This is a genomic window from Herbihabitans rhizosphaerae, from assembly GCF_004216555.1.
GTDB lineage: Bacteria > Actinomycetota > Actinomycetes > Mycobacteriales > Pseudonocardiaceae > Herbihabitans > Herbihabitans rhizosphaerae.
Genome location: NZ_SGWQ01000015.1, coordinates 24,923 through 37,562, shown reverse-complemented (window position 1 = coordinate 37,562; position 12,640 = coordinate 24,923). Strand labels below are relative to the sequence as shown.

Genomic DNA, 12,640 nt, shown 5'->3' with positions numbered 1-12,640 from the left:
TGGGCTTTGCGCCACGACGACCGGCCGCCGCATCGACAGCCGGTCTGATCTCGACCGGCTGTACTCGAATTCGTCGCGCACGAACGCGCGCTTCTCATTTCTATTCGCAGATCGGAAACAACTGTGTCTTCAATCGCGCTCGTCACGGGCGCGTCCAGCGGAATCGGGTTCGAGACCGCGCGCCGCCTCGCCGGCGAGGGCCGCACCGTGATCATGCACACCCGCACCCACGATGACGGGGTCGCGACGGTCCGCAGGCTGGGCGCCGCCGGGGTGGACCCGGCCCTGCTGGACTTCGCCGTGGCCGACTTCACCCGGCTGCACGAGGTCGTCACGATGGTCGACGAGATCGTCGAGCGCTACCAGCGGATCGACCTGCTGGTCAACAACGCCGGCATCGCCGGGCCGGACGCGCGCACCCTCACCGAGGACGGCAACGAGGTGACACTGCAGGTCAACTACCTCGCCGCGTTCCTGCTGACCCGGCTGCTGGACGAGCCGCTGCGCCGCGCCGGGAACGCCCGCGTGATCAACGTGAGCTCGTCGCTGCACAAGGGCGGCGACATCGACTGGACCGACATCAACCGGCGGCAGCGGTACTTGCGGGGCGCCGCGTACGCGCAGTCCAAGCTCGCGCTGACCGTGTTCACCACGGCGTTCGCGCGTGGCACGGCGGGCGCCCGCACGGCGATCAGCGTGCACCCGGGGGTCGTGGACACCGCGGTCTTGCGCGCCTACGGCCACCGTGGCCGGCCGGTCGGTGCGGCCGCTGACGTGATCGCGCACCTCGCCTCGCCGAACACGACGGTGCGCAACGGCGGCTACTACGACGAGCGGGTGCTCGGCACGCCGTCACCCGTCGTCCTGGACTCCCGTGCCGGCGACCGGTTGTGGAAGCTCAGCGAACGGCTGATCACCGCACCGGTGGCCTGATCACCCCACGGGACGCGGCTCCAGCAGTCCGCGGCTGCTGGAGCCGCACTCACCTTCGAGAGGGGCGCCGATCCGATGCGCGACAACTTCCACCACCAGCTCGACGTGCTCGAACTCCAGCTCGCCGACATGTGCGATCTCGCGGCGGCGGCGATCCGGCATGCCACAAACGCGTTGGTGCACAACGATTTCCGGCTCGCCGACCGGGTGGTCGCCGACGACGTGACACTGGACGCGGCCAGGACCACGATGGAGCACGACGCGCTCACCCTGCTGGCGTTGCAGTCGCCGGTCGCGACCGACCTGCGGCGGGTGCTGGCCGCCGTGTACTCGGCGGAGAACATCGAGCGGATGGGCGATCTGGCACACCACATCGCGCTCGCCGTCACGCGCCGCCGGCCGGCCGCCGCGATCCCGGCGACGCTGTCCACCCGGTTCGACCACATGGGTGCCGTCGCCACCGAACTGGCCACCACCGCCGGCCGGGCGATCCGCACGCACAACCAGCGGCTCGTCGAGACGATCACGGTGATCGACGACGACATCGACGACCTGCACCGGTCGCTGTTCCCGGTGGTGAGTTGCACCGAGTGGCTGCACGGCACGCGGACCGCGGTCGACGCCGTCATGATCAGCCGCAACTACGAACGGTTCGCCGACCACGCCGTCACGGTCGCCGGCCGGGTCACGGCACGGGTCGCTTGAGAACATGTCTGAGAACTACGCCGAGGTCGGCCACCCACGCAAAACGACCACAAGCCCGTTTCGGCGGAGCCGAACGAGCGGCGGCCTTGCCCGAGTTATCAGACACCGCCTGCACGGTCAGCCGACGTGGATTCCGGGGCGCTGCTTGGGATCGGGCTCCACCTTGCGGATGATCTCGCGGACCACCGGCGGCGTGTCACCCTGACCGAGCACCAGGTACCGGAACATGTGGAACAGCGGGCTGCCCTCGGTCCATTCGAAATGGCAGTGCGGCCTCATGCCCGTGCTGTCCCGCAATGCGAGCAGGATCGCGGCGAGCGCGTTGGGCACCGCCGGGCTCTCCGCGCGCAGGATCCGGTGGCCGTCGACCTCGATGCCGCGCACCCGCAGGGCGCCGCTGAACTCCGACGGGTCGCTGATCTCGATCTCCAAGAAGAGCACGTCCGCCGCTCCGGGGACCGGGTTCATGTCGCGCTGCTCGCTCTCCTTCTCGTCGTACTCGGCCTTGTCGCCGGCCTGGCGCTTGTTGGCGATGAGCGTGAGCCGGCTGTCGTGGCTGATCGAGTCGGTGACGAACCGGCGCGCCGTGTCGTCGAACTCGATCTTCTCCGCCCGCAGCTCGGTGGTTCGGGACACCCGGGAAATCAGTGAGATCACCACGATCCCGGCGATGAACCCGGCCGAGATGGCGATGCCGTCCGGGTGCTCGACGATGTTCGCGACGATCGCGTAGCCCAGCACCAGTGTGACGACCGAGAACCCGAGCGCCGCGCGGCGCTGACCCTGCCGCAGCGCGGACACCGCCACCGCGAACGCGGCCGACACCATCATCGCGAGGACCCCGGTGGCATACGCGCCCGCCTGCTTGTTCGGGTCCGCGTCGAACGCGATGGTGATCACCAGCGTGATGCCGGTGTACACCAGCACCACCGGCCGCACCGCGCGGCTCCACTCCGGCGCCATGCCGTACGCGGGGAGGTACCGCGGCACGATGTTGATCAGCCCGGCCATGGCCGACGCCCCGGCGAACCACAGGATCAGGATCGTGCTGATGTCGTACACCGTGCCGAATCCGCTGCCCAATTCGTGGTGCGCCAGATACGCCATGGCCCGGCCGTTCGCCGCGCCCCCTGGCTGGAACTCCTTGGCAGGGATGAGGATCGTGGTGATGAAGCTGGTCGCGATCAGGTAGCACGACATGATCAGCGCGGCGGAGGTGAGCAACTTCTTCGAGTTCGTGATCCGCGAGGCGAGCCGCTCCTTCGCCGTCTCGCCGCGCGCGGCGACCAGCGGCATCATGCTCACGCCGGTCTCGAAGCCGGACAGGCCGAGGGCGAGCAGCGGGAACGCCGCGATGGCCGGCCACACCAGACCACTGAAATCCAGCCCGCCGGCGGTGAGCGCGTCGGTCCAGCGGGCGAGCGCGTCCGACGAGCCGAACACGTCGACCATGCCGACGACCACGACGATCGCGTTGACCAGGAGGAACAGCGCCACCAGCGGAATAGCCACCGCCACCGCCTCGCTGAACCCGAGCAGGAACACCGCGCCGAGGATGAGCAGCAGGACCACGGTGATCAACACTTCGTGGCCGTGCAGAAAGCTGGGGAACGCCGGGTTCTCCACCAGGTGCACCGAGGCGTCGGAGGCCGACATCGTGATCGTGACGATCCACGCCGTCGCGACGAACCCGAGCAGCGCGAGCACGAGCAGCTTGCCCCGCCAGAACGGCAGCAGCTTCTCCAGCATCGCCACCGAACCCTGGCCGTGTGGGCTCTCCTTGGCCACCCGCCGGTACGCCGGCAACATGCCGAACAACGTCAGCGCCACGATCAACAGCGTCGCCAGCGGCGAGATCGCCCCGGCGGCCAACGCGGCGATCGCCGGGATGTAGGCCAGCGAGGAGAAGTAGTCGACGCCGGTCAGGCACATGACCTTCCACCACGCCTGCGGCTTGTGCGCCTCGTCCGCCTCCGGGCCCGGCGTCGACACCCGGTGCTGCAACATCCACTTGCCGAAGCCGCCGCCCGGTGTCTTCGGCGGCACCGGGCTGGTCACCTCGGCGGGCACCACGTAGTCCGCGTCCGCGCTCACTCGAAACCCCCGTGATCAAAGTCGATGGTCGGGCCAAGCATGCCGTACCGCGATCATCATGGCGTTGAATGTCAATCATGCTGAACCTGACGCACCTGCGAGTACTCGACGCCGTCGCCCGGCACGGGTCGGTCACCAAGGCGGCCAAGGAGCTGCACTACTCGCAGCCGTCGGTCAGCCACCACCTCGGGCGGCTGGAGGCCGAGACCGGCGCCCGGCTCGTCCAACGCGTGGGTCGTGGGATCCGGCTGACCCCCGAGGGTGAGTTGCTCGCCCAGCGGGCCAGCGAGATCGTCGGTCGGGTGGACGCCGCCTCCGTCGAGCTGGCCGCCCAGGTGGGGCTGCGGTCCGGGCGGGTTCGTCTCGCGGGCTTTCAGACGGTGCTCAGCACGATCGTGCCGAGGGCGGCCGCGGAGATGGCCGAGGCGTACCCGGGCGTGGAGCTGAATCTGGTCGACGTGCACCCGGTCGAAGGGCTGCGGATGCTGCGCGCCGGACACGTCGACGTCGCCGTGGTCTTCCGGCACGACGACACGCCGGACGAGGACGAGGAACTGCGGCTGACCTACCTGCTCGACGATCCGCTGTACCTGATCAGCCAGGAGCCGGACCAGCGTCTGGAGGACCATCGCGACTCCGTCTGGGTCGGCGGCTGCGAGCGCTGCCGGGCGGCGATGATCACCGTCTGCGAGCGTGCCGGCTTCACCCCGCGGATCGCGTACTCCACCGACGACATGGTGGTGATCCAGTCACTCGTGGCGGCCGGGATGGGCGTCGCCACGTTGCCCGGGCTCGCGCTCGCGGCGCACCGCACGCGGGGAGTTCACGCCACCGAGATCCCCGGCAGCACCCGCCACATCTACGCCGTCACGTACGGCGAGCCGCCGGACCCGCCCGCGACGACCGCGCTCATCGACACCCTGAAAGCGGCCGCGCAGAGTCTCACTCATCAACCTGCTTGATGGGTATCGGCTGAATTTGACATTGGACCTATCGATCGGCCTGCGTCACGCTTTTCTCATGACGGAATTCGCGATCGCCGCGCTGGTGCTCATCATGTTGCCCGGCCCGGATCAGGCGCTCATCACCCGCAACGCCCTCGTCGGTGGCCGGTCCGGCGGAGCGCTGACCATGCTCGGTGGCGTGCTCGGCGTGGCCGTGCACGCCGCGCTGGCCGCACTCGGGGTCTCCGCGCTGCTGCTCGCCTCGGCGACGGCGTTCACCATCCTGAAGATCGTCGGCGCGGTCTACCTGCTGTGGCTGGCCGCGCAGATGCTGTGGTCGGCGAGGCGCACCCGCCGCGCCCCGGAGCGGACCGACGCGCTCGTGGCGCCCCAGCGACGGTCGGCGTGCCTGCGGCAGGGATTCCTGTCCAACGCGCTCAACCCGAAGGTCGCGCTGTTCTTCGTCACCTTCCTGCCGCAGTTCCTCTCCGGTGACACCGGCTCGCCGCAGCTCCAGGGGCTGGTGCTGTCCGGGATCTTCGCGATCCTGTACCTGGCCTGGTTCAGCGTCTACCTCATCGCCGTCGACCGGCTCGGCCGCTGGCTGCGGCGACCGCGGGTGCGTGCGCGTATCGAGCAGGTGACCGGGATGGTCCTCGGCGCGGTGGCCGTCCGCCTCGCGACCGCCGCTCACTGACGGCGCCAGACCGAGGGGCTGACGCCACGGGCGCGTTTGAAGGCCACGCTGAACGCGAACGCGTCGGTGTAGCCGACCTCGCCGGCCACCGCCGCGACCGTCTCCTCGGTGTCCCGCAACAGATCCGCCGCGAGCGTCATCCGCCAGCCGGTCAGGTAGGTGAGCGGGGGCTCGCCGACCAGAGCGGCGAACCGGGCGGCGAACGCGGCGCGGGACAAGCCGACCTTGGCGGCCAGTGTGCAGCAGGCGCAGCGCTTCGCCGATGGCCGGATCGCCCAGCGCGCGGTACCAGGCGGGCAGGGTCGCCGACTCGGCGCACCAGGCCCGCAACGCCAGTACGAGCACCAGATCCAGCAACCGGGTGAGGACGGCGTCTTGGCCGGGTTCATCGCGGGACACCTCGGCGGCCAGCAGGTCCAACGTCGTCGCGGTCCGCGGCCCGGCCGGCACCACGGCCAGCGGTGGCAGCAGGCCGAGCAGTCGTTCGCCGACGTCGCCGTGGAGTTCGTAGGCGGCCCGGAGCATGATCGTCGCCCCGGGCAGGCCGTCGCCATAGGTGCGCGGCGCCAGAGCCGGGTGGCCCGCTGTCTGTTCTCCGCTGGGGAGGTACTTGCGGCCGCCGCGGATCGTGACCTGGCGCGGAGTGTTCGGGTCGTCGGCGATCGTGGACTCGCCGGTCCCGGTGACCAGGGCGATCTCCCCGGCGGCGAGGCGCACCGGCGCGGCCCCGGAGCCCTCGAGCCGGATCGACGCGTGGCCGCCGAGCGCGGCCATCACGGTCAGCGCGGGAGCGTCGGCGTAGGTGACCGACCACGGCGGCGTCTGGATCAACTGCCGGACCAGCGCGGTCCTGGCGCGGGCCCGGTGCAGCAAGTCGGTCAGCACGTCCACAGCAGTCACGGTAGACGTTCACAAAGCAATCTTCGACGGTTGCCCATGGATCGTCTGCGCACGCTGGGGTTTGCTCGGGGCATGAACAACACGCCCAAATCCATCGCGGTGTTCGGAGCCGGTCCCGGCGTCGGTCGGGCGGTCGCCCGCCGATACGGGAAAGCGGGGTACGACGTCGCCCTGATCGCCCGCCGCCAAGATCCATTGGACCAGTTCGCCGAGGAGCTGGCCGCCCACGGCATCACCGCGCACGTGGTGACGGCCGACCTGTCCGAGACCGACCTCGTGCCCGTCGTCGCCGAGCGAATTCGCGCGAAGGTCGGTGACCCCACCGCCCTCTACTACGGCCCAGCCACGGACCCGGCGTTCACCAGTGCCGTCGATCTGCGCCCCGAACGACTGCACGAGCTGATGCCGATGACGGTCTACACCCTGATCGCGCTGATCAAGGAATTCCTCCCGGCAATGATCGAGCGCGGCGACGGCGCGATCCTCAACGCCCAGGGAGCCGCCGCTCTTCGGGGCCGCCCGCACCTGAGCGGCTGGTCGCCGGTGCTGGCCGCCCAGCGCAACTACCTCCAGTCCCTCGCGGCCGAGATCGCCGGCCAGGGCGTGTACGTCGGCACGCTGTACATTGGCGCGCGCATCACCGGAACCCCGTTCGACGCCGCGTTCCAGGCCGAAGAAGCCGCGGGTCGGCCGGTGCCGGACATGCCCGCCGCCGACCCGGTCGAGTTGGCCGAACTGCTCTGGACCATGCACACCGACCGGAAACCGCGGGAAATGGTGGTCCCGGAGAGTGTGATTCCCCGTGCCGAGTGGGAGGCCGAGTGACGGAGACGGTGGCCGGGGTGATGGCCGAACTGGCCGCGCTCGAGGACCCGAAAGTGCGTGAGGTCAACGAGAAACACGGTGACGACCACGGTGTGAACCTCGGCAGGCTGCGCGCGATCGCGAAGCGGCTGAAGACGCGCCAGGAACTCGCGCGCGAGCTGTGGGGGACGGCCGACACCGCGGCCAGACTGCTGGCGCTGTTGATCTGCCGTCCGAAGGCGTTCGAGCGTGACGAGCTGGACGTCATGCTGCGGGAGGCGCGCACTCCCAAGGTGCACGACTGGCTCGTGAACTACGTGGTGAAGAAGAGCCCGCACGCCGAGGAGCTGCGCCTGGCCTGGTCGGCCGATTCGGATCCGGTGGTGGCGAGTGCCGGCTGGGCGCTGACCACCGAACGGGTGGCGCGCAAGCCCGAGGGCCTCGACCTCGCGGGACTGCTCGACGTGATCGAGGCGGAGATGAAGGACGCTTCGGATCGCCTGCAGTGGGCGATGAATCACTGCCTGGCCCAGATCGGGATCGAGCACGCCGAGCACCGCGCCCGCGCACTCGACATCGGCGAGCGCCTCGAGGTGCTCAAGGACTACCCGACGCCCCCGAACTGCACGTCGCCGTTCGCGCCCGTCTGGATCACCGAGATGGTGCGCCGACAGCACGGGTGACTATCGGTAGTGGAGTCGGTACGCTGACGCGGTGGTCGACTTGGGGGTAATCGCTGATGAATGACGATCAGCCGGGCGTACACAACGAGCTGTCCGGCAGCGCCGAGAACGCCCTGCTGGCCCGCGACATCCACGGTGGAGTGCACAACCACATCTACGGCCGGCGACGTGCCGAGCCCGCGCGGATGATGCCGTCGGTGACTCCCTACTTCGTCAATCAGCTCAGGGTGTTGGGGCAGGCCGACGCCGCGTTCGACATCCATGGGCTGCGCACGCTGGTGTTCTGCGGGCTGCCTGGGTCGGGCAGGAAAGAGGCCGCTCGACAGTGGGGTGGGCGTCGGTGCGAGAGCTTTCCGGACGGGCAGTTCCACGTTGATCTCTCGGTCGGCGCGGAGGGGCGAGAGGCCACCGCGCTGCGCGAGTTCCTGATCGCGGCCGGTCTGGATCCGTCGGAGATTCCCGGCAACGAGGAAGGGCGCGCGGCCTGCTTTCGGAGTTGGTCGACGGACAAGAAGGTGCTGGTCTCGGTCGACAACGCGCTCACCCCGCGTCAGGTGCGGATGCTGTCGCCCGGGCCGGGGGAGTCGGTGATGCTGGTGACCGCGGCCGGGCGGATGCCTGGCCTCGGGGAGCGCGATTCGGTGGAGTACATCGAGTTGACGCCGCTGGAGGACGAGGCCGCTGTCGAGTTGCTGGCTCGGTTGATCCGGCGGGAGCGGGTCGACCGTGAGCCGGAAGCGGCACGTGCGCTGACCGCGGCGTGCGAGGGGCTGCCGATCGCGCTGTGTGTCGTGGGTGCGTTGCTGGCTGGGCGGCCCAACCGGAAGCTGGCCCGGCAGGTCGCTGAGCTCGCGGACGAACGACGACGTCTGATGGCGCTGTCCCGGTACGACGATTTGTCGGTGACGGCCGTGTTCAACACCGCCTACGAGCGACTTTCGCCCGCCACACGGGGACTCTACCGAGTGCTCGGCCTGCATCCGGGCGCTGGCAGCGTGTCCGCCGAGGTGCTGGAGATGGTGCTGGGCGGCGAGGTGGACGGGTTGATCGATGAACTCGTCAGGGCCGGGCTGGTGCGGGAGACCGAGGACGAGCGGGTGGTCATGCACGGCATGACCCGCCTGCACGCCCGCGGCGTGGCGCCGGGCGAGGACAGCGAGGTCGTACTCGACCGGATGCTCGGTTACTACCTGCGGACCACGATCGCGGCGGGGCACGCCGCGATGCCGGGGCGTATCTGGCTGCGCCGGTTCGCCCCCGACGGGTTCGCCGACGGTGCGCCCGAGGAGCCGATGAGCTGGCTCGAGGCCGAGCGGGTGAACACCAGGGCGGTCGTGGACGCGCTGGCCGATCGCGGTCGGTGGCTGGACGTGTGCCTGATGGCCGTCGCGCTGTGGCCACTGCACGAACATGGCAAGTACGTCGAGGATCAGGTGTCCGTCAACGCCGCCGCACTCGCCGCGGCGGATGAGCTGGCGCGGTCCGATCTGGCCTCGTTGGCCGGGCAGCAGCAGGCTTTCGGGTGGCTGCACGAGGGGAAACCCGAGGCCGCGCTGGCGGCTTCGGAACGCGCGGTGGACGCGGCGGCCGGCCAGATCGAGCTCGAAGCGTCCGCGTCGGAGGTCGCCGGGCTTGCCGCGCTGGCGTTGGGGCGGCGCGACTCCGCCGCGCACTGGCTGCGGCGCAGTTTGGAGCTCGCCGAGGTGATCGGTGATCCGCGACGATCGGCACTGATTCGCCTGCACCTGGGCAAGGCCGTCGATCCGGAGCAGGCCCATGCGTCGCTGACCGCCGCGCTGGACGGCTTCCTCGAGTTGAGCCCGCCCGAGCCGGTGAACGTGGCCAAGGCGCGGCTGTGGTTGGGTCGCGTCGCGACCGGCCTCGGCTGGTTCGCCCAGGCCGGCGACGAGCTGAACACAGCTCTCCAGCTCATGCGTGACCATGACCGGACCTACGACCGGGCGCTGTGCCTGGAGGCGTTGGGCGCGCTGGCGAACGCGCAGGGCGATTCGCGACTGGCGAGCCGCCGCTACCAGGAGGCGCTGGCCGTCACCGAGGCATGCGGTTTCCGGCCGGACACCGATCGGATCAAGGCTGCCCTAGCCTCGCTCGACGGTGGCGGTGTACCGGCGCCGGCCGACGGTGGCTGACAGCCGATCGGGCAGGTCCGTGTGGCTGTGACCCGCGTCGAGCCAGGCGTGTAGCACGGAAGCCCACACCGCACCGTCGTCGATGGTGCCTCTGAACAGCAGGGTGGCCCCGTCGGTGTCGGTCACCAGCCACCTGTCCGTGCCGACTGGGCCTGTCGCCAGCAGACACCCGGGCATCGATGCCAACACCGCGGCCGCGTCCCGCCCGTCGGGCACGACCACGATCTCGGCCAGGTCCAGCATCCGCCGCTGCGGCTCATGCAGGTCGACCCGCAGATGACAGCCCGGCGGCAACCGGCCGTCGACGTTCATCAGCTCGGCGGGATACCGGGTGATTCGCACGTCCGCGCCGTGCGGTTCGGCCAGCACCACCTGGGCGCCCGGTGGTGTGGTGACCGCCGTGGGGATCGGCACCGCGCGGGTTCCGGCCGGCTCCGCCGGCTCGTCCAGTTCGATCAGCCGGTACAGCTCGGAGCGCAACAAGGCAGCCGCCTGGCCGGGTGCGGAGGTGGCCAGTGCGGTGATCGAGGCCAGCGGCTCCTCGGTCGGGTCGTGGGTCGTGATCGCCTCGGTGAGTTGCGCGGCCGGCGGCCGGCGGTGGTCGTAGAGCGGCGCGGCGGTGAGGAACCGACCCACGGCGGAATCCGGGGCGACCGCGTGCCGGGGCGCGGAGGCCAGCAAAACCGGACGACCCAACGCCGCACCGTAGAAGGTGACTGATCCGTGGTCGCCGACCACGACATCAGCGGCCACGACCGCGGCCCGCCACCCCTCCTCGGGCGGCAGCACCGTCACACCGGCACGACGCCACGCCTGCGACCACCGGTCGATCTGCCACGGCGCGTGCCGGTGGACGATGTTGGGGTGCAGTGAGAGAACAACCCGGAAGTCGTCGATCGGGAGCCGCGCGACCAACCTGGACACCAGATCGGGATGCGCGCCGAACAGCGAATCCGGTCCCCAGGTGGAAGAGATCAGTACCAGCCGATGATCCTCCGCGCAGCCAAGCGCACGGCGATACGACGGCCGAAGCGCGACGCTGGCCGACATCCGGTCGAGACAGGTGTCACCCGCCAGGACGGCGACCTCCGCGGCGCGCGGGCAGGTCGCGACCAGCCGCTCCACCTGTTCGGGGTGGGAGAGCACCAGCGACGACGGGATCAGCCGATCACCGTCGAACAGCCATTCCGGCGAAAGGCCGAAAACCGGTTTCCGGTTTCCGGTTTCCGGTTTCCGGTTTCCGGTTTCCGGTTTCCGGTTTCCGGTTTCCGGTTTCCGGTTTCCGGTTTCCGGTTTCAATAGCTTATTGTACCCCATTCCATGGGGAAGAATTGTTAATGGTGCGTCGATATCGGAGAGCGGGCCACCGTGACTGGCCGCGATCGCGAGATCGAAGGACTCGCCGACGGCGGTATCCCAGGGGAGGGGTTCGATTCCTCGATCCGTCAGGAAGCGCCATGTCCCCGCGGTGAACGCGGACGAGCCGATGATCGTGTACTTGACCTGGATCCGCAGGTCGGAAGCGAGGACGTCGATGGCGTCCAGCAGGCGCGTACCTGCCGTGACATTGTGCACGATGGCCAACACGGTGCGCTGGGTCGCGACGGTGTCCCACTGCGGATCGGCGGTCAGAGACTCACTCCACCGTTGATGACCTTCACCAGGTCGTAGACCGGCTCCGGCATATCGGCTCCTTGTGCGCGCTGTGGACTCCGTCGACCCACGGTACCAACAGGTACTTCAAGGTCTCGTGTGATCACGTCACCCTGGCATGTCCACGGCGCTACGAGCCTCGAAGGTATCCGTGGTTGGTGGGCGTCGGTCTCGAAAACACGCCGGAATGACGGTACGGCACAGTACGCGAATGGACGATTCGACATCACCGTGTGCACAACCGGTCCAATGCCGACTGGCTCTCCTCGTCCGCGGCGCGGTAGATCACTAGCAGTTGGTCTGGATCTTGAAGTGGCGTAAGCGTTTCGAAACGCATTGCGATCACACCGGCTTCCGGGTGTCGCATCACCTTGTGTCCGCGACCGTTGACCTTGACGTCTCGATCGTTCCACAATCGCGCGAATTGCTCGTCACGAGTGATGCATTCGGCGATGAGGTGGGTCAACGCCTGATCCTCCGGATGCGCGGCCCACGCAGCGCGCAGGTGGGCGACCCCTTCCCGCACGACGCGTTCGCGGTCGACATAGAACTCCCGCGTCTCCGGATGCATCAGGCACAGCCACATCGCATTGCGCTGCGACGGCGGCAGGGTGTCGAAATCCAGGAGCAGCCTCGCCATTTCGCCGTTCCAGGCCAGGATGTCGTAGCGGTGGTTCATCAGCATGGCCGGCAGCGGCGACAGGTCGGCGACCAGCCGGGCCAGTGACGGCGCCGCGGTGGTGGCGAGCTTGCCGGCGTCGCGGGGACGCTGCTGGGCCAGGCCGAAGAGGTAGGCGCGTTCGTTGGGGGCCAGCCGCAGCGCCCTGGCCAGCGCCTCCACCACGTCCGCTGAGGGCCGCGGCCCGCGGGCCTGTTCCAGCCGCACGATGTAGTCGACGCTGACCCCGGCCAGTTCGGCGACCTCTTCGCGGCGCAATCCCGGGGTCCGCCGGGCGTGCCGACGCGCCGGCAGGCCGAAATCCCGCGGATCCAGGCGCTCGCGCCGGGTCCGCAGGAACGCGGCCAGCTCCTGTGTCACGTCCACGGTGCTGGTGATCATGGCTGGTCCAACAGCTC

At 69.4% G+C, this 12,640-nt stretch carries 10 protein-coding genes and 1 pseudogene; 7 read left to right on the top strand and 4 right to left on the bottom strand.

The annotated features are described in order from the left end of the window. Positions 1-123: 123 nt before the first annotated feature. Both EV193_RS29930 and phoU read left to right on the top strand, forming a co-directional pair. Entirely contained in the window at positions 124-933 is an 810-nt protein-coding gene (locus EV193_RS29930; RefSeq protein WP_130348304.1) for an SDR family NAD(P)-dependent oxidoreductase, read from the top strand. Positions 934-1,008: 75 nt separating this feature from the next. After that, positions 1,009-1,638, top strand: a complete 630-nt coding sequence (phoU, locus tag EV193_RS29925) for a phosphate signaling complex protein PhoU (protein ID WP_130348303.1) — start codon at positions 1,009-1,011, stop codon at positions 1,636-1,638. A 117-nt stretch (positions 1,639-1,755) separates the two neighbouring features. Here phoU and EV193_RS29920 read toward each other — a convergent pair whose 3' ends face one another. After that, positions 1,756-3,732, bottom strand: coding sequence for an APC family permease (locus EV193_RS29920; protein WP_130348302.1), 1,977 nt, complete (start codon positions 3,730-3,732; stop codon positions 1,756-1,758). A gap of 68 nt (positions 3,733-3,800) precedes the next feature. Here EV193_RS29920 and EV193_RS29915 point away from each other — a divergent pair, with 68 nt between their 5' ends. Next, on the top strand, positions 3,801-4,694 hold the full coding sequence (locus EV193_RS29915) for a LysR family transcriptional regulator (protein ID WP_341273211.1): 894 nt from the start codon (positions 3,801-3,803) through the stop codon (positions 4,692-4,694). A 58-nt stretch (positions 4,695-4,752) separates the two neighbouring features. After that, positions 4,753-5,373: a LysE family translocator gene (locus EV193_RS29910; protein ID WP_130348301.1), complete on the top strand. Its 621-nt coding sequence runs from the start codon at positions 4,753-4,755 to the stop codon at positions 5,371-5,373. Here EV193_RS29910 and EV193_RS34835 read toward each other — a convergent pair. Beyond that, a pseudogene (locus EV193_RS34835) lies at positions 5,367-6,264 on the bottom strand (AraC family transcriptional regulator). The gene EV193_RS29910 and the pseudogene EV193_RS34835 sit on opposite strands and share 7 nt — an antisense overlap. Before the next feature lie 81 nt (positions 6,265-6,345). Between EV193_RS34835 and EV193_RS29900 the strand changes: the two are divergent. From EV193_RS29900 to EV193_RS29890, 3 genes are read left to right on the top strand one after another with little or no spacing between them, the layout of a single operon-like run. Then, on the top strand, positions 6,346-7,098 hold the full coding sequence (locus EV193_RS29900; RefSeq protein WP_130348300.1) for an SDR family NAD(P)-dependent oxidoreductase: 753 nt from the start codon (positions 6,346-6,348) through the stop codon (positions 7,096-7,098). 20 nt (positions 7,099-7,118) lie between these two features. Next, positions 7,119-7,760 (top strand): DNA alkylation repair protein, encoded by a 642-nt coding sequence (locus EV193_RS29895; RefSeq protein WP_130348407.1) that lies wholly within the window; start codon positions 7,119-7,121, stop codon positions 7,758-7,760. A gap of 56 nt (positions 7,761-7,816) precedes the next feature. Beyond that, positions 7,817-9,910, top strand: a complete 2,094-nt coding sequence (locus EV193_RS29890) for a tetratricopeptide repeat protein (protein ID WP_130348299.1) — start codon at positions 7,817-7,819, stop codon at positions 9,908-9,910. On the opposite strand, the gene EV193_RS29885 is transcribed toward EV193_RS29890, so the two are convergent. Both EV193_RS29885 and EV193_RS29880 read right to left on the bottom strand, forming a co-directional pair. Next, positions 9,860-11,209, bottom strand: coding sequence for a hypothetical protein (locus EV193_RS29885; protein ID WP_130348298.1), 1,350 nt, complete (start codon positions 11,207-11,209; stop codon positions 9,860-9,862). The genes EV193_RS29890 and EV193_RS29885 overlap by 51 nt on opposite strands. 580 nt (positions 11,210-11,789) lie before the next feature. Further along, positions 11,790-12,623 carry a helix-turn-helix transcriptional regulator gene (locus tag EV193_RS29880; protein ID WP_130348297.1) on the bottom strand — a complete coding sequence of 278 codons (834 nt, stop codon included), beginning with the start codon at positions 12,621-12,623 and terminating at the stop codon, positions 11,790-11,792. Positions 12,624-12,640: the final 17 nt, after the last annotated feature.